24 protein-coding genes are annotated in these 24,518 nt (G+C 66.0%); 11 read left to right on the forward strand and 13 right to left on the reverse strand.

Annotated elements, in window-relative coordinates; translation table 11 throughout:
• Nucleotides 1-14: 14 nt before the first annotated feature.
• A complete protein-coding gene (locus tag GNX71_RS25205; protein ID WP_346776857.1) occupies nt 15-956 on the reverse strand; it encodes an NAD(P)-binding domain-containing protein in 942 nt (313 codons plus the stop codon).
• A gap of 52 nt (nt 957-1,008) precedes the next feature.
• Here GNX71_RS25205 and GNX71_RS25210 point away from each other — a divergent pair, with 52 nt between their 5' ends.
• Both GNX71_RS25210 and GNX71_RS25215 read left to right on the forward strand, forming a co-directional pair.
• Complete coding sequence (locus tag GNX71_RS25210; protein WP_206174955.1) at nt 1,009-1,362, forward strand: helix-turn-helix domain-containing protein; 354 nt, start codon at nt 1,009-1,011, stop codon at nt 1,360-1,362.
• 22 nt (nt 1,363-1,384) lie between these two features.
• Nucleotides 1,385-2,569: a serine hydrolase domain-containing protein gene (locus tag GNX71_RS25215; protein WP_206174956.1), complete on the forward strand. Its 1,185-nt coding sequence runs from the start codon at nt 1,385-1,387 to the stop codon at nt 2,567-2,569.
• Between the two features lie 31 nt (nt 2,570-2,600).
• Here GNX71_RS25215 and GNX71_RS25220 read toward each other — a convergent pair whose 3' ends face one another.
• The 4 genes from GNX71_RS25220 to GNX71_RS33710 are packed head-to-tail and all read right to left on the reverse strand — an operon-like array spanning nt 2,601 to nt 4,138.
• A complete protein-coding gene (locus GNX71_RS25220) occupies nt 2,601-2,999 on the reverse strand; it encodes an OsmC family protein (protein WP_206174957.1) in 399 nt (132 codons plus the stop codon).
• 30 nt (nt 3,000-3,029) lie between these two features.
• Nucleotides 3,030-3,515 carry a GNAT family N-acetyltransferase gene (locus GNX71_RS25225; protein ID WP_206174958.1) on the reverse strand — a complete coding sequence of 162 codons (486 nt, stop codon included), beginning with the start codon at nt 3,513-3,515 and terminating at the stop codon, nt 3,030-3,032.
• Between the two features lie 25 nt (nt 3,516-3,540).
• Complete coding sequence (locus GNX71_RS25230) at nt 3,541-4,008, reverse strand: winged helix-turn-helix transcriptional regulator (RefSeq protein ID WP_176659586.1); 468 nt, start codon at nt 4,006-4,008, stop codon at nt 3,541-3,543.
• Between the two features lies 1 nt (nt 4,009).
• Nucleotides 4,010-4,138 (reverse strand): hypothetical protein, encoded by a 129-nt coding sequence (locus GNX71_RS33710; protein ID WP_277401838.1) that lies wholly within the window; start codon nt 4,136-4,138, stop codon nt 4,010-4,012.
• On the opposite strand from GNX71_RS33710, the gene GNX71_RS25235 reads away from it, so the two are divergent.
• The gene (locus GNX71_RS25235; RefSeq protein ID WP_206174959.1) at nt 4,137-5,438 is read left to right on the forward strand and encodes a D-amino acid dehydrogenase; all 1,302 of its coding nucleotides are present in this window, start codon (nt 4,137-4,139) and stop codon (nt 5,436-5,438) included. The genes GNX71_RS33710 and GNX71_RS25235 overlap by 2 nt on opposite strands.
• A gap of 12 nt (nt 5,439-5,450) precedes the next feature.
• Here GNX71_RS25235 and GNX71_RS25240 read toward each other — a convergent pair whose 3' ends face one another.
• Nucleotides 5,451-6,533, reverse strand: coding sequence for an aromatic ring-hydroxylating dioxygenase subunit alpha (locus GNX71_RS25240; protein ID WP_206174960.1), 1,083 nt, complete (start codon nt 6,531-6,533; stop codon nt 5,451-5,453).
• Nucleotides 6,534-6,869: 336 nt separating this feature from the next.
• Between GNX71_RS25240 and GNX71_RS25245 the strand changes: the two genes are divergently transcribed.
• From GNX71_RS25245 to GNX71_RS25255, 3 genes are read left to right on the forward strand one after another with little or no spacing between them, the layout of a single operon-like run.
• Nucleotides 6,870-7,910, forward strand: coding sequence for an ABC transporter substrate-binding protein (locus GNX71_RS25245; protein WP_206174961.1), 1,041 nt, complete (start codon nt 6,870-6,872; stop codon nt 7,908-7,910).
• On the forward strand, nt 7,907-8,440 hold the full coding sequence (locus tag GNX71_RS25250) for a nucleoside deaminase (protein ID WP_206174962.1): 534 nt from the start codon (nt 7,907-7,909) through the stop codon (nt 8,438-8,440). Before GNX71_RS25245 ends, GNX71_RS25250 begins: the two co-directional genes overlap by 4 nt.
• Before the next feature lie 29 nt (nt 8,441-8,469).
• Entirely contained in the window at nt 8,470-9,300 is an 831-nt protein-coding gene (locus GNX71_RS25255; protein ID WP_206174963.1) for an urease accessory protein UreD, read from the forward strand.
• A gap of 16 nt (nt 9,301-9,316) precedes the next feature.
• Here the strand turns inward: GNX71_RS25255 and GNX71_RS25260 are convergent, their stop codons facing one another.
• The 4 genes from GNX71_RS25260 to GNX71_RS25275 all read right to left on the reverse strand — a co-directional run bounded on the left by GNX71_RS25260 (nt 9,317) and on the right by GNX71_RS25275 (nt 15,806).
• Nucleotides 9,317-9,898: a hypothetical protein gene (locus GNX71_RS25260; RefSeq protein WP_206174964.1), complete on the reverse strand. Its 582-nt coding sequence runs from the start codon at nt 9,896-9,898 to the stop codon at nt 9,317-9,319.
• Nucleotides 9,895-12,315, reverse strand: coding sequence for a M23 family metallopeptidase (locus tag GNX71_RS25265; protein WP_206174965.1), 2,421 nt, complete (start codon nt 12,313-12,315; stop codon nt 9,895-9,897). The genes GNX71_RS25260 and GNX71_RS25265 overlap by 4 nt, the downstream gene beginning before the upstream one ends.
• 8 nt (nt 12,316-12,323) lie before the next feature.
• On the reverse strand, nt 12,324-14,819 hold the full coding sequence (gene tssI, locus GNX71_RS25270; protein ID WP_206174966.1) for a type VI secretion system Vgr family protein: 2,496 nt from the start codon (nt 14,817-14,819) through the stop codon (nt 12,324-12,326).
• Nucleotides 14,820-14,927: 108 nt separating this feature from the next.
• Nucleotides 14,928-15,806, reverse strand: a complete 879-nt coding sequence (locus GNX71_RS25275) for a LysR substrate-binding domain-containing protein (RefSeq protein ID WP_206174967.1) — start codon at nt 15,804-15,806, stop codon at nt 14,928-14,930.
• A 106-nt stretch (nt 15,807-15,912) separates the two neighbouring features.
• On the opposite strand from GNX71_RS25275, the gene GNX71_RS25280 reads away from it, so the two are divergent.
• From GNX71_RS25280 to GNX71_RS25300, 5 genes are all read left to right on the forward strand, one after another.
• Entirely contained in the window at nt 15,913-16,503 is a 591-nt protein-coding gene (locus GNX71_RS25280; protein ID WP_206174968.1) for a cysteine dioxygenase family protein, read from the forward strand.
• An 82-nt stretch (nt 16,504-16,585) separates the two neighbouring features.
• Nucleotides 16,586-18,160, forward strand: coding sequence for a rhodanese-like domain-containing protein (locus tag GNX71_RS25285; protein ID WP_206174969.1), 1,575 nt, complete (start codon nt 16,586-16,588; stop codon nt 18,158-18,160).
• Between the two features lie 53 nt (nt 18,161-18,213).
• Nucleotides 18,214-19,224: a tripartite tricarboxylate transporter substrate binding protein gene (locus tag GNX71_RS25290; RefSeq protein ID WP_206174970.1), complete on the forward strand. Its 1,011-nt coding sequence runs from the start codon at nt 18,214-18,216 to the stop codon at nt 19,222-19,224.
• Between the two features lie 41 nt (nt 19,225-19,265).
• Nucleotides 19,266-20,474 (forward strand): cystathionine beta-lyase, encoded by a 1,209-nt coding sequence (gene metC, locus GNX71_RS25295; protein WP_206174971.1) that lies wholly within the window; start codon nt 19,266-19,268, stop codon nt 20,472-20,474.
• Between the two features lie 177 nt (nt 20,475-20,651).
• Nucleotides 20,652-22,307 (forward strand): hypothetical protein, encoded by a 1,656-nt coding sequence (locus tag GNX71_RS25300; RefSeq protein ID WP_206174972.1) that lies wholly within the window; start codon nt 20,652-20,654, stop codon nt 22,305-22,307.
• A gap of 61 nt (nt 22,308-22,368) precedes the next feature.
• Here GNX71_RS25300 and GNX71_RS25305 read toward each other — a convergent pair whose 3' ends face one another.
• From GNX71_RS25305 to GNX71_RS25315, 3 genes are all read right to left on the reverse strand, one after another.
• Nucleotides 22,369-22,788: a sel1 repeat family protein gene (locus tag GNX71_RS25305; RefSeq protein ID WP_206174973.1), complete on the reverse strand. Its 420-nt coding sequence runs from the start codon at nt 22,786-22,788 to the stop codon at nt 22,369-22,371.
• A 122-nt stretch (nt 22,789-22,910) separates the two neighbouring features.
• The gene (locus tag GNX71_RS25310; protein ID WP_206174974.1) at nt 22,911-24,176 is read right to left on the reverse strand and encodes a glutamate carboxypeptidase; all 1,266 of its coding nucleotides are present in this window, start codon (nt 24,174-24,176) and stop codon (nt 22,911-22,913) included.
• 133 nt (nt 24,177-24,309) lie between these two features.
• Nucleotides 24,310-24,516, reverse strand: coding sequence for a YbdD/YjiX family protein (locus GNX71_RS25315; RefSeq protein ID WP_013542989.1), 207 nt, complete (start codon nt 24,514-24,516; stop codon nt 24,310-24,312).
• Between the last annotated feature and the right edge of the window lie 2 nt (nt 24,517-24,518).

Raw genomic sequence — 24,518 nt, forward strand, 5'->3', positions numbered from 1 at the left:
GACGGTGCAAGTCTTCAGCGCAGCAGCTTGATCAGCGCCCCAATCTCTTCCCCGCCGAGCCCCGCTGCATCGGCGCGCTTGAAGAGCCCCGCGGCGAACGCCGGAAACTCGGTGTTGATGCCGGCCTCCTGCGCCGTCTGCAGGATGCGCTGCGTCGCCTCGACCGAGATGCGCATCGGGCTCTGCGAGATCTTGAAGTCGCCCGACTGGATCACGGAGCCTTCGTGCTGAAGGAAACCCGCAAAGGTCGGCATGATCCCCGCGACGATGCGGCCGTACTCGGCCACATCGAAGCCTTCGTGCTCGGCAATGCGGGCGCCATGCATGAAACCGAGCAACGTGCCGTAGATGGTGGAGAGCGTCGCGAGGTCCATCGCGGCCGCGGCGCTGGCCTTCTCGCCCAGGTACACGGTGCCGCCGCCCAGCACCTTCAGGAACGGCTCCGCCTCGCGGAACACGGACTGCGCACCCGACATGAGGATCGGCGTGTCGGCCTGGCCCATCTGGTCCGGCGCGGCCTGGATGGCGCCTTCGAGGTAGGTGGCGCCCTGCCGATGCGCCCACGCCTCGGCATCGCGTGCGTCGTTGGGGCTGCCGGTGGTCAGCTGGACCAGCAAGCGGCCATCCATCGCGGCGGCAACGCCGTCCATTGCGAGGATCGCTTCGGCGGCGCGGTAGTCGTAGACGCACATCAGAACGACCTTCGCGGCGCGCATCGCCTCGGCCGCACTGCGCGCGAGCACGGCGCCCTTCGCGACCAATGCCTCGGCCTTCTCCGCGGTGCGATTCCATACCGTGACCTTGTAGCCCTGGTCCAGGTAAAGCCGTGCGATGGTGAGACCCATCGAGCCCAGGCCGAGAACGGAAACTTTCTTGTTGCTCATAGCGATTCCAATGCAGTGTTGCAAGTTTGTGATGACGGATGCATCGTAGGAATTCCACTTGCAAACGGTCAAGTACCTACCATAAAGTCAGGTACTTACCAAAACGTATGTATTGGATCTGCGCATGAAGGCAAAGAAGCCCTACAACTGCGGCATCGGCCCCGCATTCGAAGTCATCGGCGGCAAGTGGAAGGCCGTCATCCTGTGGGAACTGCACGTGCAGCCGCGCCGCTTCGGCGAGCTGAAGCGCTTGCTGCCCGACATCAGCGAGAAGATGCTGATCCAGCAACTGCGCGAACTGGAGACCGACGGCCTCGTCAACCGCGAGGCCTTCCACGAAGTACCGCCGCGCGTCGAATACTCCGAGACGAAACTGGGCGCCACGCTCAATGCCGCGCTCGGGCCGCTGGCCGATTGGGGCGACCGCTATGCCAAGCGCGTGGAGGCAGCGCGCAAGCAAGCGGAAGCATCGAAGTAGCGCAGCGAATGGAAAGGATCGAATGTCTTTGTTGAAAAAGATATCGGCAGCAGCTTTGCTCGCCGCATCGCTCTCTCCGGGCCTCACACACGCCCAGTCGTCATGCACGGCCTCGCCTGTGTATGCGGGCCCGCCGATGCGCTCAGCCCCCGAGGCCGTGTGGCAAAAGGACTTCCGTCGCTCCATCGATGGCGAACTGCCCGCGGACCTGCAGGCCGCACTCGGCGGCGCGCTCGACAAGATGCTGCCGCACGTGCCCGCCGCGAGCGTCGCAGTCGCCATTCCCGGCGAAGGCTTCTGGTCCGCCACGCGCGGGCTGGCGCGCAAGGAACCGCCCACGCCGGTCGTCGCGGACCAGCCCTTCCAGGTGGCCAGCACCGGCAAGACCCTCACCGCCGCGGTGGTCCTTCAACTCGTCGAAGAAAAGCGCCTGAAGCTGGACGACACCATCGACAAGTGGTTTCCCGATGCGCCCAATGCGCGGCTCATCACCGCCGAGCAACTGCTGCGGCACACCAACGGCCTCGTGAGCTTCAACGCATTGCCCTCTCTCGGCACGGCGTACCGCGCCCCCGCCGACATCATCGCGCTCGGCACCGCGCAGCCGCCGCAGTTCTGTCCGGGCACGAACTGGAGCTACACCAACACCGGCTACGCGATGCTCGGCGTGATCATCGAGAAGACCGAAGGCATGCCGCTGGCCGACGTGCTCGCGAAGCGCCTGCTGCGGCCTCTGTCGCTCACGCACACCGTCATGCGCAAGCCAGGCGTCCAGCTGCCGGTGGCAACGGGCCACGCGGCGGGCCGGCCGGTGGATGCGCCGGACCAGTACGCCACGCCCTACGCGGCCGGCGCACTGGCATCGACCGCGGTCGATCTGGTGCGCTTCTGGCATGCGCTGCTCTCGGGGAAGGTGCTGCCCGACGACACGGTGCATCGCATGTTCACCCGCATGCCCGCAATGCTCGGTCCCTACGCGGGCGGCAATTCTTCCTATGGCATGGGCGTGCAGCTCTATGACGTGCCCGACGGGCCGGGCCTGATGCTCGGGCACAGCGGGGGCATCGAGGGCTTCACCACCGTGGTGGCCTACGTGCCGGCCGACGACCTGTATGTCGCCGTGTCGTTCAACGAGAAGAACGTGCCGGCGGAAGCCGGGCTGTGGGCGCTGGTTCGCGCGGTGCGCGCGTACCGGGTGGTGCGCTGAACGTCCCGGCGGAAGCTCGCGGCGAAAGGGCTCAGGCCCAGCCCGTCTCGATCTCGGTCTTCACCTCGGTCATGAGCTTGTGCACCGGGCACTTGCCCGCCACGCGCAGCAGCTCGTCGCGCTGCGCTTCGGTGAGGTCGCCGGTCAGGCGCAGACCCGACTTGAGGCGGTAGACGCCCTTGCGCTCCTCGCTGTCGTCGCGATCGACCACGACCTCGATGTCTTCCACCGGGATGCCCTTGCGGCGCGCGTAGATCAGCACCGTGAGCGCCTTGCAGGCCGCGAGCGAGGCGTCGTACAGGTCATGCGGCTCGGGACCCGCATCGCTGCCGCCGCCGGCCGGCGAGGCATCGACCGGGATCTCGTGGTTACGGATCTTGAGGATGTGGCGCGTGCCGGTGGTGCCGTCGCGGCGGATCGTGATGCTCATGCAGGTCTCCTTGGTGGATGAAGAGAAGGTTCAGCGAACGAGCGGCTTCACATACAGGATGGTCGTGAAGCCGCTGTGCCATTCGAGGTCGGGATAGCGGTCGGCTTCGCGGTAGCCGAGCGCGAGATAGAAGCCCTGGCTCTGCGTGTTGAAGGTGTCGGTTTCGAGCCGGACGATCTCGACGCCATCGGCGCGCATGCCGTCTTCGGCGAAGGCCATGAGTGCCCGCGCGATGCCCTTGCGCCGGTGCACCGCGGGCACGTGCAGCGCGTGGACGAAGTCGTCTCCCCAATGGACCATGCCGACCACTGCGTCGTCGATTTCCGCAACGAAGAACGCAGGGCCCATCTCGTCGATGTAGCCGACGGGCTCGCCGCTCTCCCGATAGACCGCGAGGGCTTCCGGCGTGAGCTGCGGCAGCCAGGTGCCCGCGAAGGTGTCGTCGAGGATGGCCTTGACCGCATCGAAGTCGTCGAGGCGCCAGGGGCGGATGGTGATCGTCGGGGTGTCTTGCATGCCGGCGAGATGGTAGCCGCGGCGTTCAGCGGTCCACGGCGAGCGTGAGCGTTTCCTTGATCTCTTCCATCACCACGTAGCTGTGCGATTCGGCCGCCACAGGCAGCTTCTTGAGGATGTCGCCCAGGAGGTGCCGGTATTCGCTCATGCCGCTCAGCCGCGCCTTCACCAGGTAGTCGAAGCTGCCCGAGACGAGATGGCATTCGAGCACCTCGGGCATGTGCAGCAACTCCTGCTTGACCTTGTCGAACACATCGCCCGACTTGGCCGAGAGCTTGATCTCCACGAACACCAGGAGCGTCTTGCCCAGCGCCTCGGGCGACACCCGCGCGTGGTAGCCGGTGATGACGCCGTCGCGCTCCATGCGCTTGACGCGCTCGGCGCAAGGCGAGGCGGAAAGGCCGATGTGCTCGGCCAGCTCGGTCATCGAGACACGGCCCTGGCGCTGCAGCAGGTCGAGGATCTTGCGGTCGATTCGGTCGAGTTCCGGCATTTCACTCCCTGGGCTGCATTGAACGATTTTCGGCAGCGGATTCCACCGCCAAACCATGAAAAACAATGGAATCCACTGCATTGTGCACTTTAGATTCCATGTATTCCACCTGAATCAGCGAATACACCATGAAAGTCATCGTTCTCGGCGGCGGCGTGATCGGCACCACCACGGCCTACTACCTTGCGCGCTCCGGCGCCGACGTGACCCTGCTCGACCGGCAGTCCGGTCCCGCGGAGGAAACCAGCTTCGGCAACGCCGGGCAGGTGTCGCCGGGCTACTCCACGCCGTGGGCCGCGCCGGGCATTCCGCTGAAGGCGATCAAGTGGATGTTCAAGAAGCATGCGCCGCTGTCGATCCGCCCCGACGGCACGCTGTTCCAGCTGCGCTGGATGGCCGCGATGCTGCGCAACTGCTCGCCCGAGCGCTACGCGGTCAACAAGGAACGCATGATGCGCGTGGCCGAATACAGCCGCGGCTGCCTGCAGCAACTGCGCGCCGACACCGGCCTCGCGTACGAACACCGCACCGGCGGCACGCTGCAGCTGTTTCGCACGCAGGCGCAGCTCGATGCGGTGCAGCGCGACATCGCGGTGCTCGAGGAATGCGGCGTCCCTTATGAACTGCTCGACCGCGACGCCCTCGCCCGCATCGAGCCCGCGCTGGCCGGCGCGCGCGACCGCCTCACCGGCGGCCTGCGCCTGCCCAACGACGAGACCGGCGACTGCCACCTCTTCACCCGCGGCCTCGCCGACATCGCGCGCGGCCTGGGCGTGGACTTCCGCTTCGGCCAGGCCATCGACGGCCTGGAGACCGACGACGGCCGCATCACCGGCGTGCGCACCACCACCGGCAAGATCCTCACGGCCGACCGCTACGTGATGGCCTTCGGCAGCTACTCGCGCGCCGCCGTCGCCTCGCTGGGCCTCGACATTCCCGTGTACCCCGTCAAGGGCTACTCGCTCACCGTGCCGCTGGTCGACGAATCGCTCGCGCCGCAATCGACGGTGCTCGACGAGACCTACAAGGTCGCCGTCACGCGCTTCGACAACCGCATCCGCGTCGGCGGCATGGCTGAGCTCGGCGGCTTCGACCTGCGCCTGAACCCGGCCCGCCGCGCCACGCTCGAGAAGGTGGTGAGCGACCTGTTCCCCGGCGGCGACCTGCCGAGCGCCACCTTCTGGACGGGCCTGCGCCCGATGACGCCCGACAGCACGCCCATCGTCGGTGCCACACGCTATGGGAACCTGTTCCTCAACACCGGGCACGGCACCTTGGGCTGGACCATGGCCTGCGGCTCGGGCAAGCTGATCTCGGACATGGTGATGGGCCAGCAGCCGGACATCCGCACCGATGGGCTTGGCATGGACCGCTACGAGCAGGCGCCTTCGCGCAGCACGCGGCCGAGCCCCGTCACTGCTCCCGCCTGACAGAGCGGCCGCTCAGGCGGCCTTGGCGATGGGGATTGTGGCGCTCTCCATGCCGCGATAGACCTCGGCCTCCCCGTGCTTCGCAAGCAGCTGCATCAGGTGCTTGCGGATCAGCATGCCGGGACGGTCCGACTCCATCGAATACTCGACGCCGCGCCGGCGCGTATCGACCAGCGCATCGGGGTCGGTCGATTCGAGGATGTCCTTGTCCTCGCGCGTGATCTCCGCGTCGAAGTCGATCAGCATCTGCGCCGCGCAGTCGGCCTCGGTGTCGTTGCGGAACAGCCATTGGCACAGCTGCATGCGCCCGTCGTCGATGGGCGTGAAGCAGTTGATGATGATGTGGCGCACGCCGCTCGGATACTCGATGTCGAGCCGGCGCGAGAACGGCAGGAAATAGGCGTTGCGCATGTGGCGCGTGGTGATCGCATCGGTCACGCCGCTGATCGCGTGGAACTTCACCGGGTTGGTCGCCTCGATGACCGTCTCCGCGTAGAAGCCCGATTCGTTTTCGACCAGCTCGTACCTGCTCGGCTTCGGGCTCGCGGCCACGCCGAAGGTGGCGCGGTGCACGAAGCTGAAGTGCGAGTTGTCGAAGGAGTTTTCGAGTGCGCGCATCGGGCTCGTCTGCCACTCCTCGTAGAACTGGAAGATCGTGCGGTAGCCCGGGTCGGTGAACTCCGGGATCTCGGGAATGTCGGCGATGGGCTCTTCGAGTGCCACCCACGCATAGCCGTAGCGCGCGGTACAGCGGTAGGCGGTCGTGCGGTAGTCGGGTGAGATCTTGCGGTCGGCCTCGTACTGGGGGATGCGGATCACCTGCCCGCTGCGGTCGTAGGTCCAGCCGTGGTAGCCGCACTGGATCGCGCCCTGCCCGCAGGCCTTGCCCTCGCCATCGACGCACCAGCCCTTGGAGAGCTTCGCGGTGCGGTGGCAGCAGCGATCGCGCAGCGCGGCCGGCTGGCCGTCGGCGTCGATGAAGAGAACGATGTCTTCGCCCAGCAGCCTGAAGGGCTTGGGGCCAGCGGCCAGTTCGGTGAGCGGCATGACGGCATGCCAGAACTTGCGGAAGACGGGTTGTTGGGTAACGAGCATGCGTGGACTCCTTCTGTTGCGCGTGGGTACGAACGAACTTGAAAGAGCAATTTCCTGCCTGGATGCGCGGGGCATCACGCGGCTGAACGCTTCTACTCTGCGCAACCTGCCTTGCAAATTGCGCGCCCGGATTGTGGCGCGCCGCGTTGGCCAATGCACGCGTTTCCGCGCAAAGCCTGAGCAAAAGCCCTTGGCATGCGTCGTGCATGGATGTGGGCAAGAGTAGAAGCGTTCAGCAGCGCACGCACCACGAAAGTGCGCCGCCCGGAAATTGCTCTTGAAGCGCCTTCTGCTCTTGTGCAGGGGATTCAAGACCACCGATTCCGAGGCCCCACCATGCAACGCCGATCCTTTCTTGCGGCCACCTCCGCCGCTGCTGCAGCCGCTCTTGCCGCCCCGTCCGTCATGGCCCAGGGGGCAGGCAAGCTCACCCCGCTCAAGTTCACGCTCGACTTCCGCATCAACGGACAGACCGCGCCCTTCTTCCTCGCGCACACCAAGGGCTACTACAGGGATGAAGGCCTCGACGTGAGCATCGACACCGGCGCCGGTTCGGTCGCCTCGATCACGCGCATCGCGAGCGGCGTCTACCAGATGGGTCTGGGCGACATCAGTTCGCTGGTCGAGTTCAATGCGCAGAACCCAGGCACGCCGATGGTGCAGGCCGTGTACCAGTACTACAACCGTGCGCCCTTCGTGATCATCGGCCGCAAGGACCGCGGCGTGACCGGCGACTTCAAGAGTCTTCAGGGCAAGAAGGTGGCAGCGGCCGCCGTCGAATCGACCCGTCGCGCCTGGCCGATGGTCGCGCGCAAGCAAGGCATGCGCCCCGATGCGTTCCAGTGGCAGACCACCGACTTCAGCGCGCGCGACAACGTGATGGTGCGTGGCGACGTCGATGCCGCCACCTACTTCCACGACTCGGCCATCTCGCTCTTCGCACGCATGAAGGCAGAAGAACTCTCGGTGCTGAAATACGCGGACGCGGGCGTCAACCTCTACGGCAACGCGATCCTCGCGAGCAGCAACCTCATCGCGCAGAACCCGAAGCTGGTCGCCGCGTTCCTGCGCGCGACCAACCGCGCCATCGTCGAGACCTTTGCCAATCCGGCGCCCAGCATCGCGGCCATGCGCCAGCGCGAACCCATCCTCGACGAGAAGATCGAACTTGAACGCTGGGGCGTCACGGCGCAATATGTCGGTGCAGCGGACACGCGCAGCCACGGCCTCGGCGACATCCGAAAGCTCACGCTCGAGCAGCAGGTCGACGAGGTGTCCGAGGTCTTCGGACTCAAGGTCAAGCCCGCGGCCGACGCCATCTTCAACACCTCGATGCTCCCATCGCGCAACGAACGCATGATTCCCACCAAGGCATGAATTTCAACAGCACCACCCACAACACCACCTCGCTCCCCGAAGAAACCGCGCTCGACGAGCGCGACGGGCGGTATCTGCGCAAGGCCATCGGCTGGTCGCACCTCGCGCGCCGCCGCGGCAACCGGCCCTTCGGATCGATCATCGTCTCCGCCGATGGCGAGGTACTGGCCGAGGCCTACAACAACACGGGCGAGACAGGCGACTGCACCGGGCACGCCGAGACGAATGCGATCCGCGCGCTGGCCGGCCGCGGCATCCCGCGCGAAGCGCTTGCGGACGCCACCCTCTATGCCTCGGGCGAGCCCTGCGTGATGTGCGCGGGCGCGATCTTCTGGTCGAACATCGGCCGCGTGGTGTTCGGCATCGACGCCGAACGCCTGCGCGTGTTCCGCGGGGAACGGCAGGACCAGCGCGATGCGGAGCTGTCGTGCCGCGACGTGTTCCGCGCGTCGCCGCATCCGATCGAATGCATCGGGCCGGCGCTTCTCGACGAATCGGCGGCAGCGCACGACGGGGCATGGAAGGTCTGACCGAGGTCGTGGCTGGATAGACTCGGCGCATGCCCTGGCACGCCCGTCTCCACCTCGACTACCAACAAGAAGCTGATCGCACCGTTGCCCGTTTCCGTCACGACGGGCCGCTGCGCATCCTGCAGAGCCTGTACCCCGAGGGCGACGCGATCTGCCACAACGTGCTGGTGCATCCGCCCGGCGGCCTTGTCGGAGGGGACACGCTCGACATCGACATCGAGGCAGCCGACGGCAGCCACGGCCTGATCACCACGCCCGGCGCCTCGCGCTTCTACCGCTCCGAAGGCGAGCAGGCGCTGCAGCGCACGCGCATCCGGCTCGCCGCCGGTGCGCGGCTCGAATGGCTGCCGCTGGAGGCGATCTGCTACAGCGGCTGTCAGGCGGAGAACCGGCTGACGATCGAAGTCGAGCCGGGAGCGGAAATGATCGGATGGGACGTGACCGCACTCGGCCTGCCAAATGCGAACCAGCCGTTCGAGCGGGGCACCTATCTGCAGCACATCGAAGTGCCAGGGGTGTGGCTGGAGCGGGGGCGTATTGATGCGGCGGATCAGCGTTTGCTGCAGAGTCCGCTGGGCTTCGGCGGCCACAAGTGCATCGCCTCGCTGTTCTTTGTGTCGGGCTCGCCGGCGACGCGGGCGCGACGCGAAGTGCTGTTGGGGCATGCGCGCAGATTGCTTGAGGCGCACGAACTTTTCGATAGCGCTGGTGCGACCAGCCCGCATGCGGAGGTCGTTGTGCTGCGTGTGCTGGCGCCTGTGGTAGAGCCTGCGATGCAGTTGCTGAGAGAAGTTTGGCAGGCTTGGCGGGCTGAACTGTGGGCGTTGCCTGCGGCTACGCCGAGGATCTGGGCAACCTGAGCGAGCAAACCGCCGTCTACTCGAAGTGCTCAATACGGCTGATCATTTTCATGACGGTCAAAAGCACTTTTCTTTTTGCTGTTCTTGGCGGCTGTACGTCGATTTGAAGGCATAAGTTGCCTTCTACTTTCAAGCAAACCAGATAGAAATTCGTGGGCAATACATCACCGTCTCCATGGAGAGCATCGACATGCGCGATCTGCCCTTTCCAGTTGATTCCGGCTGTATTTCTTTGCCAGGCTATGTGCCTGTAGTATCGACCTCCTGAATCTTCTTGCTCAATTTGCTCCCGAGGCGTCGCAAGAGATTTTTTAATTTCCCGAAAACTTCCTTGAGCCGAGCAATACACATCCACTCGAGCCTGAGCCTCTTTTCTTGCCTCACGGATTTTCAGAGTAAATTCAGCAGAAATATAATCACGGCCATCGATTCTCGACTCCACAATGCCTGCATTTTCTATTTTTTCAATAATCTCATCACCGAATCTCAATCGACATTTGGACTTGAGGCTTTCAGAAAACGCCTCCCCACTCATTCTCTGCTGTGAATACGCTGGTGCAACGAGAGAGAAAAATAGCAAGCAGGCGATCAATCTCATGGCAGTGTTCTCCTAACGAAATCTTCTGGCATCGCGTGTTGTTGATTCTGCGCATCTTGAAAAACCGACACGTCGAGCAGGACCACCAGTGCATTGATAAAAGCCGTAGACCGATCGACCAATCCATTCATGTTCGGTGGACTCTGTCCGGTCGTCGCAGGATAATTGACCGCAGCAGCACAATTGGTGAAGGATTGGTTGTAATACCAAGTCTTGGCGCCATTCCGTGCAGTAGGTGTTGAATTTCTTTGATTGACATCATTCTCCGCATCGTCGGCATATTTGTTGGTATTTCCAACACTTGGCAAACTTGGATTTCTGGCACTCGGCTCGCATTTTCCTGGCCATATCCAGTAAGCTGCAGAGCTTTGAGCTGCATGGCGTGGGTCCAATGCAATTTGATCTCTCCAGCCTGCCTCGAATGCGGTCGGCGGTACAGCCGGAGATCTTCCAATAAATTTAAAGTATTTGTAGTAATTATTATCTCCGCCATTGATATTTCCGTTTGGGTTGGTCAATTGGAGAAAGCCACGTCCGTACCAACCAGCATGCAGCGTGGGATCTCGTCCACCGCTTTCCCTCATATCACTGAGCCACTGCGTTTCCTGAACGGCATTGCCAAAGAAACAGGCCTGCCGAATGGGGGTGGAAATCAGAAACTTGCGCAGTGCCAGATTGAGGTCTGTCGCGTGTGTTGCCAGCATTGCCTGCGCCCTCGCCAGGTTGGGGGCTTCCCAAACAGGGACAGTGGCTGAACGATGGCTTCCTGGTTTGCGCAGGACGTTCACGGGTATCAGTTGCGCGAGCTCTCTCTTGCTGCGCCACCCGCACTTGCGCATCAGCCCCACGAACTCCCTCGGATGAAACCGCCAATCGGCATCCAGAAACGCCTTCGGCAGATCGGCAAAGGTGACCGCACGCGCATGCTTCACAAAGCGATCCCACTTCTGCGCGCCCGTCGCATCGTCGTCCGTCGACTTGAAATCTTCGGTCTCCAGCCAGCCGTAGCGGGCTTCAATGGTCGTGCGATTCCACTCGCTCGGGAACTTGCAGATCGCGCGGCGAAGCTTCGTCCTCACGCTCGCATCACCCAGCCGCATCGCCAGCTGCGTGCGCTCCATACGTTGTTCATTCTTCGGGTCTGGATCGCGGATCAGCGTTTTCATGTGCAGCGAGTCGCATCGCAGATCCACATTCGGGTCATCGTCGAAGCAGTTCCAGCCCATGACCGGCAGAAAGTCCGCGTCACTGAACTTGAAGCTGCCCGGTGCATTCAGATCTGCCCAGACCTCGCCTGCGGGCGTAGCGATCTTGCGCCAGTGCGCGGCGTTGGCCGGCAGCGGATCGGTTCCGAGATTGCGTCCGAAGCGCAGCAACTCGTACCAACCGCTGGGACTGCTCGTGGCGCGGGTGGATGCGTCCAACGCACTGTGGCGGTCGTCGCAGACGGTGTACAGGTCGTATTCGAAACTCTGGCTTGCTGAGGCCTTGTCGGCGGTCGGCACGTTGGCAGCAACGATGTAGTCGTACCGACTGTCGCTCCTTGGGGCACCGACTCGTGCACCCCATCGGTCGTAGCTCGTGAGTGTTGTGGCACCCTTTTCGCTGGTGATCTGCACCCATTGGGCAACCTGCAGAATGCTCGGAGGGAAGCGATCGGATGCGGCGCTGCCTACGCCTGCAGCTGCACCAACCACGCGCAGCTGATTGGTGGGCATGCCCGTGCTTGCAGGCGTACCTGCTGGCAAGTAGATGTAGACGCTGCCGAACACGCTGTCGGTACGACCATCGGCCACAGGCGCCGGCGGATCCAGCGGATCGACCCAGTTCGGCCCGCGCCGGGTCAGCCGTCGGAGATTCGCTTCGTCGCAGCAGATCTCGAAGTGGATCTGCCCCTCGTGCCCGTAGATCTGGCCGGGCGTTCCCAATTCATCCTTGCGATAGACAGCATCGCCGACTGCCCACGAGGCCTTCGTCTTCGGGCAGTGCGCAATGCTGGCCAGGTGCATGCAGGCGCTGTAGTAGACGACCTCGGTGACGGCGTTTCCTTCGGCACCGATCTCCGTCCTGTGTTCGACGACGACGAACCCGTCGCTGGTCCATGCCGGCGTGGGTGTGTCGGCATGAAAAGGGTTGTAGTTGAGCGGGTGCTTGACGTCGTTGTTCGGTGCCGTCGGTGCGTGGACGAAAACCACCTTGCCGTCGGCAATCGCCCGCACGGGCAAATGCGTGCCACCGGACCGAGGTGCCTGAATGTGAATCCCGTTGTGCCACCCCAGCTTCAAGCTCAAGGGAAATGAGCCTTCCGGTGCGTTGGTGCTCGCCAGCCGCGATGCGGGCTGCGCCATTGCAGCATCGAGCCAGGCTTCTTCGGATTGCCCGGCGCGATCGGGCAGAAAGGGAGGACTGATGATCATGACGGCGCTCAGAGGGAAAAGGGGAACGCCGCGTCCTCGCGCGAAGCAAGGGTCAGCTCGGGGCGTGGAAAGGCGACCGGCTCGACCGGCCGGCTCATCAGCCCGACCAGCGCATGGCTGGCCGCATGCTCGACCCACCGCCCCTGGGTGCCATGCTCGATGCCTTGCGCATTCCAGCGGCTGAAGCTGCCGCCGCCGTTGATCACCACTTCTTCTTTCGCCGTGATCGTGATGCGATTGGCGGCATGGGTGATATCGAGCTTGGCCAGCAGATGGATGCTCTGCTGCAGTGCCTTGAATTCGATGTTCGCGCCGGCCGCCACCAGCCGGATGCCGGCCTTGTACGAGAACATGCGTATGGCCTCCTTCACGCTGACCAGAAAACTCTTGCCCGCACTCACGCTGGTGTGGCCACCGGTCGTCAATGCGTGATGCGCGCCGCTGGCCATGTGGGTGGACTGCGCCGTCGTGCTCTCGATGCCCGCCGGACTGGCCAGCACAAGGTGCGGCTCGGCCAGTTCAGGGAAGCTGCCCTCGGCCCGACTGCCGCCCGTCCCCTTGATGGCATCGTTCTGCGCCTTCAGCGCCCGGGTCACTGCATCCTGGTCACCCGTCGCGTGGGCTTCGGCCTGCTGGGCGGCCATAGACAGGTTCTCGTGCTGCTCGCGGCTTCCTGTGAGGCGCGCCAGCGTCTCGTCCATGGACTTGATGTGGCCGCGGGCGTTGGTGCGCGTCTCGGTCGTGATCAACAACCCTTCCGCGGCTCTTACGGCACCATGCCCGTCGGTGCGCAGTTCGAACCCTTCGCCGCGCGGATCCTTGCGCCCCGCGTTGTCTTCGATGCGCGTGATGTGCCCCAGGCTCAGCTGGCTGTGCAGGTGGTCGGACTTGAGCTGCGCCTGGATCTTCGCGTCGGTGTCGTCCAGGACCAGGTGATTGCTGCGGCCCGCAGCGCTGTTACCGCCTTCCTTCGTCAGTTCCCTCGACCTGAACCCCGAGAGCGCCGCCTGGCCGGGCAGCGCCCACGGCGGCAGGTTCGACTGGTTGTGCACGCGCCCCGTGCACACCGGCAGGTCCGGATCGCCACCGATGAAGTCGACGATGACCTCCTGCCCGATGCGCGGGATGTGCACGCCGCCCAACTGGTTGCCGGCCCACGGCGAACTCACGCGAAGCCAGCAGGTGCTGTGCTGGTTCTTCCGGCCCAGCCGGTCCCAGGGAAACTGAACCTTGATGCGGCCGAGTTCGTCGGTCCAGAGGTTCTGGCCTTCGGGTCCCACGACAACGGCAACCTGGGGGCCGTGCGTGAAAGGCTTCGAACGAGCGAGCGCGGGGCGAAGCACCTCGACGACAGGATGGGCCGTCAGGTTGACGCTGATGCGCCACTGCTGCTTTCTGTCTGCCGCCGCCTCCTTGATCTGGCTGTCCTGCGCGACGTTCTCGATGAGGAAGCGCGTCTCCAGGATCAGGTACTCGGCATTGGCGCGCTCGCTGGGGTGCTTTTCGAGCCTGAACGTGCGGCCCGCTGCCATGCCGCGCAGATTGCCGCTGGCCTGCATTCGCGCCCCGTGCGTGCGCAACGCCTGCATGCGCAACAAGGCGAACTGGTGGCCGTCTCCCTGCGGATCGTCGGCGGCCTCCATCCCTGCCCGGGGTTGCGCATGGTGGCTGCCGGCGCGCGGGTGATGCCATTGGTAGACCTCCTGGTCGGCCTGACCGGTCGGACGCGGCGCCTTGCGGCTCGCGCCCAGGTCGGCACGAGGCCGGGTGTAGTCGTAATCGCGGGTCGCATAGCGACCGCTGGTGAGCTGGTGGCGGGGAACGACGCTGTGGAGGTATTCGGCATCGGGTCTCCAGCCCGGCGGGTGGTAGTCGATCTGCCGATACGCCGCGTTCTCGCTGGCGCCGTAGGCACCCATTTCGTCGCAAAGAACGAGGCGATGCTTTCCTTCGGCATGCTCGAAGTGATAGCTGATGCCCCACTCCTCGCACAGGCGACAGAAGAAATCGAAGTCGCTTTCGTTGTACTGGGTCTGGTAGTCGCGGACCGGGTACGTTTCCATCAGGCGCTTGTCGAGCGGGAAGGCGTAGTCGGCCAGCAGCGCATCGAGGATCTGCACCACGCTCAGGTTCTGAAAGATTCTGCAGTCGGCAGACAAGGTGGCCAGGTGCAGCCACGGCCGCAAGGTGAGCCTGTATTGCACATGCCGCCCTTCCTCGCCCCAGAAGGCCGCGTCGGTGATGAGCGCGTTGATCTCGCGCGGCGCGCCTTCGTCGAGTTCGATGAAACAGCTGATTTCTCGGCCGATGAAGTCATCGAGGTTGAAATCCGCCGCGCCGCTGGCACCGATGTTCAGGCTGTCGGGCGTCTTGAGCAGCAACTCGTATTCGAAGAGCTCGTTGACGCATTCCCGGCCGGACAAGCGCACCGGCTCCAGCGCCGGGCGGCCCAGGAAAACAGGAATGGCGGGACTTTGGATTTGGAGCGTGCGTGAAGAAGGCATCGCCGCAGTGTTCCGGCTGGCCCGGGATAACACTGAGAACAATGGTCAACCCATGCGCGTCCAGGGCCATAAAACCGCCGATCGCAGGAGATATGTCATGCCTTGCCCTCAGGCCGGCATGTCCGTCCGCGGCAACCGCAGGTGTTTCTTCAACGTCTCGAACACCTGCCGCGTGACCGGGTTCACCACATGGCTTCGCACATACAGGTAGTACGCGAGATCAGGCAGCCGCGGCATGCCGTCGCCCGCGCCCAGCACACGCAACCCCGCATCAAGCTGCTCCACGCCTCGTGCGGTCACACCGAGCCCCGCCCTCAGCGCCGCCTTGATGCCGATCAGGCTCGACGACGTGTACCGCGGTGTCCACGCCACGCCCGCGGCATCCAGCGCCTCGTGCCCGATGCGCCGGAAGATGCTCGGCCCGTCCGCCATGATCAGCGGCACCGGCTTCGTCGGATCGTGCACATAGCTCGCCGCGCACAGCCACACGGTGGGTGAGTTGCGCAGCACCACGCCCTCGAACTGCGCCTGCGGATCGGCGCGGTTGGAGATGATCATGTCGACCTCGCCGCTCTTGAGCGAAGTCATCAGGTACGGGCTGCGGCCGATGTGGATGTCCAGCTGCAGCAACGGCGAGGTGCGGGCCACTTCGGCCAGCAGCAGCGGCAGCATGGTCTCGGCCACGTCGTGCGGCGCGCCGATGCGCAGGTTGCCTTCGAGCTGGCCCTGCCGCAGGCTCCTCAGCGCCTCGTCGTTGAGCGCGAGCATGTGGTGCGCATAGCTGAGCAGCCGCTCGCCGTGCTCGGTCAGCCGCTTCTGGCGGCCCTGCTTGATGAAGAGCGGGTGCCCGATCTGCTCTTCCAGCCGCTGCATCTGCTGCGTGATTGCCGACTGCGTGCGCCCCAGGTGGACGGCGGCCGCCGCAAAGCTGTGGTGGCTGACGACGGCCGCGAAGGAGCGCAGAAGTTCAAGATCGAGCGTGGGCATACATTAATTTTATTGATGTGTTTCTTCTGCCGCTTGGATTGTTGCGTCACGCCGCGGTCACTACAGTGAATGCACATCAAACAGGCAACCCCACTGGAGAAACCGCATGAGCACCCCATCCGAGCAACGCCGCCAGGCGGTCGAGGCATCGATCGGCGAAATGAAAAAAGCCATCGGCGGCGCTGAACCAACCCGCGCGAAGCTCGACGCGGTGCTCGGTTCGCTGCAAGGCCTGGCCGCCCACACCGAATATTGGGGCGCCGCCGACTTTCCGCCGCCCGAGGCCGGCGAGCACCAGGCCCGCTACCTGATCGCTGAAGACCCCGACCAGAGCTATGCGCTCTACCTGAACGTGATGCGCCCGGGCAAGAAGATCGTGCCGCACAACCACACCACCTGGGCCTGCATCGCCGCCGTCGAAGGCACCGAGCACAACCGCGTGTACGCGCGCACCGACGACGGTTCCGTGCCGGGCGTCGGCAAGCTCGAGGAGACCGCGCTGGTCGTCGTCGCACCGGGCAAGGGCATCGCGCTGATGCCTGAAGACATCCACTCGGTCGAGATCCAGGGCGAACAGGTCATTCGCCACCTGCACATGTACGGCCGCGCGCTGGAGACGCTGAACCAGCGCACCGCCTACGACATGGCCGCAGGCACGTACCAGACGATGGGCATCGGCGTGCAGACGCGCCGCTAGTCGCCCCCCTTCTTCGATTCATCTTCTTTTTCATGCGGGGCGCGCGCCTTGCAGGACCTCATTCGCCCCAACGATTTGCCCCATGACTTCTCACATCGACCCGAAGACCCTCAAATCCTGGCTGCACGACGGCGGCGAGATCGCGTTGCTCGATGTGCGCGAGCACGGCCAGTACGGCGAGGCGCACCTGTTCTACGGCATCCCGCTGCCCTTCAGCCGGCTCGAGATCGATGCACCGCGCCTCGTGCCGCGCCGCAGCGTGCGCGTGGTTGCGTACGACGATGGCGAATCCGCCGTAGCCCTGCGATCGGCCGAACGGCTCGCCGCACTCGGCTACACCGACGTGCATGTGCTGCAAGGCGGCGCACCCGCCTGGAAGGCCGCTGGCTACGTGCTCTTCGCGGGCGTCAACCTGCCCTCGAAGACCTTCGGCGAACTGGCCGAGGAGGTCTATCACACGCCCCGCGTCAGCGCCAACGAACTGGCCGGGATGCTCGCGCGCAAGAACAAGGTCGTGGTGCTCGATGGCCGCCCCGTCAGCGAGTTCCACAAGATGAACATTCCCGGCGCCACCTGCTGCCCCAACGGCGAGCTGGCCTACCGCGTGCGGCAGCTCGTGCCAGACACCACCACGCCCATCGTCATCAACTGCGCGGGCCGCACGCGCAGCATCATCGGCGCGCAGACGCTCATCAACCTCGGCCTGCCCAACCCGGTCTACGCGCTGGAGAACGGCACGCAGGGCTGGTACCTGAACGATCACGAACTGGCGCACGGCGGCACGCAGCGCTATGCGGACGACAGCGGCAACACCGATTTGCGTCCTGCGGCGAAAGCGCTCGCCGAACGCTTCGACGTGCCCACGGTGTCCGCGAAGACCGTGCAGCAATGGGCTGCGGAAACGGATCGCACCCTGTTCCTCTGCGACGTGCGCACGCCCGAGGAGTTCGCGGTCCGCAGCCTGCCCGGCGCGCAGCACACGCCCGGCGGCCAGCTGATGCAGGCCGGCGACCAGTACTTCGGCGTGCGCGGCGCGCGGCTCGTGCTGTTCGACAACGACGGCGTGCGCGCACCGACCGTCGCGAGCTGGCTGCGGCAGATGGGGCACGACGCAAGCGTGCTCGAAGGCGGACTCGCAAGCGGACTGTCGCTTGCACCGGAAGCCGCGCCGACCGCACCCGCGTTGAAGACCATCGATGCCCAAATGCTGTCCGCGCGGCTCGCGCAAAACGACGTTGCGTTGATCGATCTGCGCGGCAGCATGCAATTTCGTGCCGGCCACATCCCGCAAGCCCGCTGGTCGATCCGCCCGCGCCTCGCCACCGACACGAAGGGCGAGACGCGACAGATCGTGCTCGTCGCCGACGACGCCGCGCTCGCCGCATGGGCCGCCGCGTCCGAGCTCGGTGCCCATGCCCCGCTGCTGCTCGAAGGCGGCATGCCCGCATGGCGTGCCGCTGGCCTGCCTCTGGAGGCCACGCCCGTGCTGCCCGCCGACGCCGACTGCATCGACTACCTGTTCTTCGTGCACGACCGGCACGACGGCAACAAGGAGGCCGCGCGCCGCTACCTCGCGTGGGAGACCGGCCTCGTCGCGCAGCTCGATGCACAGGAGCGCGCGGCCTTCAGGCTGCCCTCCGCCGCATCGCACCACTAGCCACCGCTTTTTTCTCGCTCGTCGTTGTCCGTTCCTATTCCAGGAGTCCTGCCATGTCGTCTGCTTCCCGCGTTTCGCACCTTGCTCGTCTTGCCGTCGCCGCCACGTGGATCGCGGCGCTGGCCCTGCAGCCCGCATCGGCCGACCCGCTGCCCGCGCGCAACGGCTTCCCCTCGCAGACGGTGAAGTTCATCTCGCCCTTCCCGCCCGGCGGCGGCAACGATGCGACGGCGCGGCTGGTCACCACGCGCCTGCCGGAGATCATGGGCCAGGCCGCAGTGGTCGACAACCGCGGCGGCGCGGGCGGCAACATCGGCGCCAAGACGGTGGCCGAGTCCAGGCCCGACGGCTACACCGTGCTCACCTCGCAGGTGTCGATCATGGCGGTGAACCCCACGCTCTACGCCTCGGCCGGGTTTGATCCGGTGAAGAACTTCGTCCCGATCACGCAGATCAACGCCGCGCCGCTCGCGCTCGTGGTCGATGCCAACTCGCCGCTCAAGAGCTTCGCCGACCTCGCCACCAAGGCCAAGGCGACGCCCGGCAAGGTGACCTATGCGACGCCCGGCAACGGCACGCTCTCGCACCTCGTGGGCGTGGTGCTCGCCAAGGACAACGGCATCGACATGACGCACGTGCCCTACAAGGGCGCCGGCCCCGCGCTCACCGACCTGCTCGGCGGACAGGTCGATGTGCTCGTGACCTCGACCGCCTCGGTCGCGGGGCTCGTGCAGAACGGCAAGCTGCGCGTGCTCGCGGTGACCAGCCCGCGCCGCATCGGCGTGTTCGCCAAGTCGCCGACGCTCGAGGAGCTGGGCTACGCCGGCGCGCGCTTCGAAGACTGGTACGGCTTCTTCGCGCCGGCCGGCACGCCGCCCGAACGCGTGGCCTACCTGAACGAAGCCATCGTGCGCACGCTGCGCCTGCCCGAGGTGACCAAGCTCGTGAACGACGGCGGCAGCGAAGTGGTGGCCAATTCGTCGGAGGCCTTCGCCGCTCAGCTGAAGCAGGACATCGACCGGTGGTCCCGCATCGTCAAGCTCTCCGGTGCCAAGGCAGATTGACGCACCATAGAGGCTTGGCCCACGCTCGATAGAACACCACCATGTCCGACTCGCACAAAGAAGACCCCGCGGTACAGGCGCTCGATACCCGGCTCACGCGCACCGGCAAATCCCCGTCCTATTTCGGCGGCACGCCCGTCAACGCGCCGCTGGTGCGCGCCAGCACCGTGCTGTTCGACAGCGTGGCCGCCATGCGCGACACCCGTGCTCGCCGCGGCGACGAGCGCGCCTTCAGCTATGGCGCGCGCGGCACGCCGACCACCTTCGCGCTCGAAGATGCGGTGAGCGAGCTCGAAGGCGCGTACCGCACGCGGCTCTTCCCGACGGGGCTCGCAGCCATCGGCATGGTGCTGCTGTCGTACCTGAAGCCCGGCGACCATGTGCTGATGTCCGACAGCGTGTACGAGCCGACGCGCAATCTCGTGCATTCGTTCCTCGAGCCCTACGGCATCCGCAGCAGCTTCTTCGCGGCGGATGGCACCGGCATCGAGGACCTGTTCGAGCCCACCACGCGCCTCGTCTACGCCGAGTGCCCCGGCTCGCTGGTCTACGAGATGTGCGACCTGCCCAAGCTGGCCGCACTCACGCACGCGCGCGGCGCGCTGCTCGCGGCCGACAACACCTGGGGGTCGGGCGTGCAGTACCGGCCCCTGGCACTCGGCGCGGACATCTCCACGATGGCCGCCACCAAGTACCTCTCGGGCCACTCCGACGTAATGATGGGCACCGTCGCCACCACGCGCGAAGCCTGGCAACCGCTCAACGAGCGCTGCGATGCCTTCGGCATGACCGTGAGCCCCGACGACGCCTGGCTGGTGCTGCGCGGCATGCGCACGCTGTCCGCGCGGCTGCAGATGCACGAGCGGCATGCGCTCGAAGTGGCGCACTGGCTCGAAGCACGGCCCGAGGTCGCGACGGTGTTCTGCCCCGCGCTGCCGCAGCATCCGGGCCATGACATCTGGAAGCGCGATTGCCGCGGCACCAACGGGCTCCTCTCGTTCGAGTTCAAGCCGGGCATCGGGAACGCGGCAGTCGAGCGCTTCGTCGATGCGCTGTCGCTGTTCGGGCGCGGCTCGTCGTGGGGCGGCTACGAAAGCCTTGTGGCCTGGACCAATATGCGCGCCGCGCGGAGCGTGACCGACTGGAGCGCGCGCGGCGCCGTCGTGCGGCTGCACATCGGCCTCGAAGCACCGGCCGACCTGCAGCGCGATCTTGCACACGGATTCGCGGCCATGGCCGGTTTGCGTTGACCCTCCGGGGCCTCATGCCCTAACATCGCCCCCGCGGTGCAAGCCGCGCCCGGGCCCGCGGGAAGGGTTGAACCCACTTGCTTTCGCATGCTGCCGCGCGCTCGCGCGGCGCCATTCACCAGCTCCTTTGTGCAGCCGGATTTGCGGGTCGTCGGCGCTTCATGCACGGAGGTTCATGTGAAACGCATTCCCGCACGGCCGGATCTCGGCCATCTCAAGAAGCAAGCCAAAGCGTTGCTTGCCAGCTACCGAAGCGGCGACCCTGCCGCCTTCTCCCGATTCCGCGAATCCCTGCCCCTTGCTGCCGGCAAGGAGGACCCAGCCATCGCCGCGCTCGGCCTGCGCCTGCACGACGCGCAGTCGTGTCTCGCGCGCGAGTACGGCTTCGTGTCGTGGGTCGACCTGCAGGGCTTCGTGCTCGCCCGCATCGCGCAGGCGAACGACCCGGCGCGCGCGGTACTGCTCTGGCTGCGCGCCGCGTATGCAGGCGAGATCTCGGGCGGCAACAACCTGGCCCGGCCCGCGGTGGCCGCGCGCCTGCTCGAAGAAAGCCCGGGCCTCCTGGGCGACGACCCGTACCTCGCCTGTGCCATCGGCGATGTCGATGTGCTGCGCGAGGCGATCGCGCGCGATCCGGACTGGGTCCGGCGCGCGGGCGGCCCGCTGCTGCTGCCGCCGCTCAATGCCGTCGCGTACTCCAGCCTGGTGCAACTGCCGGCCTTTCGCGAGCGCCTTCGCACCTGCGCAAAGCTGCTGCTCGATGCCGGGGCTGATCCGAACCAGGCCGTCGGCAGCCGCTGGCCACCCGCGTCGCTCGCTTCGCCGTCCGAGCAGGACCGGCTGTCCGCGCTGTACGGCGCGGCCGGGCAGAACCGCGACGTGGAAATCACGCGGCTGCTGCTGGATGCCGGCGCCGACCCGAACGACGGCGAATCGCTCTACCACTCGCTCGAAGAACCCGCCTGCACGCGCCTGCTGCTGAAGGCCGGCGCGCGTGTCGGCGGCACGAACGCGCTCTACCGCGTGCTCGATCTCGACCAGCTCGAATCGCTGCAGCTGCTGCTCGCCCACGGCGGCGATCCGAACGAAGCCGCGCCCGGTGTGCCCACGAGCGACTGGGGCCGGCCGCTGCTGTGGGCGATCCGGCGGCGGCGCTCGGCCGCGCACATCGAGGCGCTGCTGGACGCGGATGCCGATGCCTCGGTGCGCACGCCCGAGGGCATCGATGCCCACACGCTCGCACTGCGCTTCGGGCTGACGGACGTGGCGCGGCTGCTCGCGCGGCGGACCGGCAGCGATACGCAATTGCCGCCTAGCGAGCAGTTCGTCGCCGCATGCGCACGCGGCGACGGACCCGCCGCCCGACGCATCCAGGCGGAACATCCCGAGGTCGTTTCCACGCTGTCTCCGACGCAATTGCGCCTGCTGCCCGAACTCGCCGCGCAACCGGGCTGCGGCGAAGCCGTGCAGCTCATGGTCGAACTCGGCTGGCCGATCGCCACGACCGGCGGCGACTGGGACGGCTCGGCGCTGAACCACGCCGTGTTCCGCGGCGACGCCGCGCTCGCACGCTTCCTGCTCGCGCACGGCGCCGCATGGACCGAGCAGCACGGCTTCGGCGACAACGTCAGCGGCTCGCTGTCGTGGGCCTCGCTCAACCAGCCCACTGACGACGGCGACTGGGTCGGCTGCGCCGAGGCGCTGGTCGCGCACGGCATGCCCACCGTGCAGCCCGACCCGGGCGGCTCGGACGGCGTGATCGTCGACGGGCGGCTCACATGGTTCTCCGACGAGGTGACCGACTACCTGCTTGGCGCGTCCAGAGCGCCCTGACGTGAACGGGCGGGCGCGCGGGCCTTCTTGACTGCGCGCCCTGCTTCACCGGATCGGTCGTTCAGTCGCAAGCCTTCACGCCCGTGGGCGAATTACGCAGCCGATTGAGAAACGTCAGTTGCACCTTCGCCGTTTCGCTGCCCTGCATCGCGGCCTGGCGCATCCACTGGCGCGCCTCGCAGCGATCGGCCCGCACCGACATGCCATAGAGCACCGGCCCGGTGAGCAGCACCATGCCGAGCATTTCCTGCGCCTCGGCATCGCCCTGCGTGGCGGCCTCGCGCAGTTGCTGGAGCATCGTGCGGTAGTCGCGCGCGGTCTGGGCTTCGAGCGCGAGCTGGAAGCGCTGTGCCGCGTGCAGCTCGAGGCTGCGGTCCGACGGGCCCGCCGAAGCGAACGCCGCCACGAGGCAGAGCACGCTCGCGAGGAAGATGCGCCAGCGCAGCGACCAGCTCGCGATCTGGTTGAGTTCGGATGGCATCGATGTTCTCCACGGGTCGTTGACGTGGATGCATCGTGGCGCCGCATGCGCCAAAAGAAAAACTGGAATTCACGCAGCCAGCCTCAGCCGGTGCCTGAGGCTGCGCCGGCGCGTGAGAGCGATCAGTTCGCGCTCAGGTCCATCAGCATGCGCGACAGCAGATACACCCGCGGCACCACGCTCTCGACCTCGGCGTATTCCTCCGGCGTGTGGATGCCGCCACCCACGATGCCGAAGCCGTCGAGCACCGGCACGCCCACGCCCGCCACCAGGCTCGCGTCGGCCGCGCCGCCGCTGCTCTCGATGGTGAGCTTCTTGCCGATCTCGGCGTAGATGTCCTCGGCCATCGCGACCAGCTTGTCCGACGCAGGCGAACGCGGCATCGGCGGCAGGCCGCGCACGAGGCGCACGCGCACTTCGGTGTCGGGGATCAGCTTGTTCTGCGAGATGCGGATGAGGTCCTTCTCGACGCGGTCGAACTCGTCGGGCGTGGCCACGCGCACATCGCCCTTGGCGCTCGCGCTCGCGGGAATCACGTTGGTCGCGCCGTTGGCCGTGAGCACGGTGAAGTTGACCGTGGTCTTCTTTGCCGCGTCCGCGGTCTTGGACAGCTGCAGCACCTGGTGCGCCACTTCCATCGCGGCGTTGCGGCCGGTTTCGGGCGCGACGCCCGCGTGCGCAGCCAGGCCCTTCACCTCGACGAGCGCCGTGGCCGAACCCTTGCGCTCCACCACGAGGCCGTCGGCCGGGCGGCCCGGCTCCAGGTTCAGCGCCACGTCGTGCTGCTTGGCCACGCGCTCGATGAGCGCGGTGGTGCCGACCGAGCCCATCTCCTCGTTCGTGTCGATCAGGAAGGTGATCTGGCCGTAGTCCTTGAAGCCGATCTTCTGCAGCACCTTCAGCGCCTGCAGCCCGGCGACGACGCCGCCCTTGTTGTCCATCACGCCAGGGCCGTAGGCGCGGCCGTCCTTGATATAGAACGGCTTGGCCGCGGCGGTGCCGTCCTTGAACACGGTGTCGATGTGGGCAAGGATCAGGATCTTCTTCTTGCCCTGCCCCGTCAGCGTGGCGACCACGTTGCTGCCGGGGTGCGGATCGGCCGGAAAGGTCTCGATGCGCGCGCCGAGCTGGCGCAGCTCCTCGACGGCGATCTCGCGGACCTTGGCGAGCCCGTCGGTGACGGTCGAGCCGGAGTCGATGTTGACCATGCGCTCCAGCAGCTTGAGCGCTTCGTCCTTCTGCTGCGTGGCCGCGTCGAGCGCGCCCTGATGCGGCTTCTGGGCCATGGCATTGCCGGCCAGCAGTGCGCAGGCGAGCACCACGCCGTGGCAGGCGATGCGCAGCGGCGCGCGGTTCTTGGTGAGGGATGGGCGCTTGGAAAAAGTCATAGGGTCCGTTTCTGTTGTTCGTTCGATGTGCGGCATCAGCCCGGCACGAAAAAGAAAAGCCTGCTCCACGCGGGCGGAGCAGGCTATCACCCGCGTTCCGCGCGGGTCAAGCGAACGAAGTACGGACCGGCCCCTAGCAGCAACGCCCTTTGCCCGCCCCGTACCGCGCCTCCAGCCGCTCGCGGAAGAAGGCCTCGTAGCTCATCGGCGGCCGGTCCGGATGGGTGGCCGCCATGTGGGTCAGGTAGGCGTCGTAGTCGGGCAGGCCGACCATCAGCCGCAGCGACTGCTTGAGCGAACGGGCGAAGTAGCGGCCGGCTTCGGGCAGTGCGAGGGCCATGG

Source organism: Variovorax sp. RKNM96 (assembly GCF_017161115.1).
In the GTDB taxonomy this organism is placed as follows: domain Bacteria; phylum Pseudomonadota; class Gammaproteobacteria; order Burkholderiales; family Burkholderiaceae_C; genus Variovorax.

Coding starts and splice junctions, on each gene's coding strand:
- GNX71_RS25210 (WP_206174955.1), top strand. CDS start 1,009: ATGAAGGCAAAGAAGCCCTACAACTGCGGCATCGGCCCCGCATTCGAA.
- GNX71_RS25215 (WP_206174956.1), top strand. CDS start 1,385: ATGTCTTTGTTGAAAAAGATATCGGCAGCAGCTTTGCTCGCCGCATCG.
- GNX71_RS25220 (WP_206174957.1), bottom strand. CDS start 2,999: ATGAGCATCACGATCCGCCGCGACGGCACCACCGGCACGCGCCACATC.
- GNX71_RS25225 (WP_206174958.1), bottom strand. CDS start 3,515: ATGCAAGACACCCCGACGATCACCATCCGCCCCTGGCGCCTCGACGAC.
- GNX71_RS25230 (WP_176659586.1), bottom strand. CDS start 4,008: ATGCCGGAACTCGACCGAATCGACCGCAAGATCCTCGACCTGCTGCAG.
- GNX71_RS25235 (WP_206174959.1), top strand. CDS start 4,137: ATGAAAGTCATCGTTCTCGGCGGCGGCGTGATCGGCACCACCACGGCC.
- GNX71_RS33710 (WP_277401838.1), bottom strand. CDS start 4,138: ATGGTGTATTCGCTGATTCAGGTGGAATACATGGAATCTAAAGTGCAC.
- GNX71_RS25240 (WP_206174960.1), bottom strand. CDS start 6,533: ATGCTCGTTACCCAACAACCCGTCTTCCGCAAGTTCTGGCATGCCGTC.
- GNX71_RS25245 (WP_206174961.1), top strand. CDS start 6,870: ATGCAACGCCGATCCTTTCTTGCGGCCACCTCCGCCGCTGCTGCAGCC.
- GNX71_RS25250 (WP_206174962.1), top strand. CDS start 7,907: ATGAATTTCAACAGCACCACCCACAACACCACCTCGCTCCCCGAAGAA.
- GNX71_RS25255 (WP_206174963.1), top strand. CDS start 8,470: ATGCCCTGGCACGCCCGTCTCCACCTCGACTACCAACAAGAAGCTGAT.
- GNX71_RS25260 (WP_206174964.1), bottom strand. CDS start 9,898: ATGAGATTGATCGCCTGCTTGCTATTTTTCTCTCTCGTTGCACCAGCG.
- GNX71_RS25265 (WP_206174965.1), bottom strand. CDS start 12,315: ATGATCATCAGTCCTCCCTTTCTGCCCGATCGCGCCGGGCAATCCGAA.
- tssI (WP_206174966.1), bottom strand. CDS start 14,819: ATGCCTTCTTCACGCACGCTCCAAATCCAAAGTCCCGCCATTCCTGTT.
- GNX71_RS25275 (WP_206174967.1), bottom strand. CDS start 15,806: ATGCCCACGCTCGATCTTGAACTTCTGCGCTCCTTCGCGGCCGTCGTC.
- GNX71_RS25280 (WP_206174968.1), top strand. CDS start 15,913: ATGAGCACCCCATCCGAGCAACGCCGCCAGGCGGTCGAGGCATCGATC.
- GNX71_RS25285 (WP_206174969.1), top strand. CDS start 16,586: ATGACTTCTCACATCGACCCGAAGACCCTCAAATCCTGGCTGCACGAC.
- GNX71_RS25290 (WP_206174970.1), top strand. CDS start 18,214: ATGTCGTCTGCTTCCCGCGTTTCGCACCTTGCTCGTCTTGCCGTCGCC.
- metC (WP_206174971.1), top strand. CDS start 19,266: ATGTCCGACTCGCACAAAGAAGACCCCGCGGTACAGGCGCTCGATACC.
- GNX71_RS25305 (WP_206174973.1), bottom strand. CDS start 22,788: ATGCCATCCGAACTCAACCAGATCGCGAGCTGGTCGCTGCGCTGGCGC.
- GNX71_RS25310 (WP_206174974.1), bottom strand. CDS start 24,176: ATGACTTTTTCCAAGCGCCCATCCCTCACCAAGAACCGCGCGCCGCTG.
- GNX71_RS25315 (WP_013542989.1), bottom strand. CDS start 24,516: ATGGCCCTCGCACTGCCCGAAGCCGGCCGCTACTTCGCCCGTTCGCTC.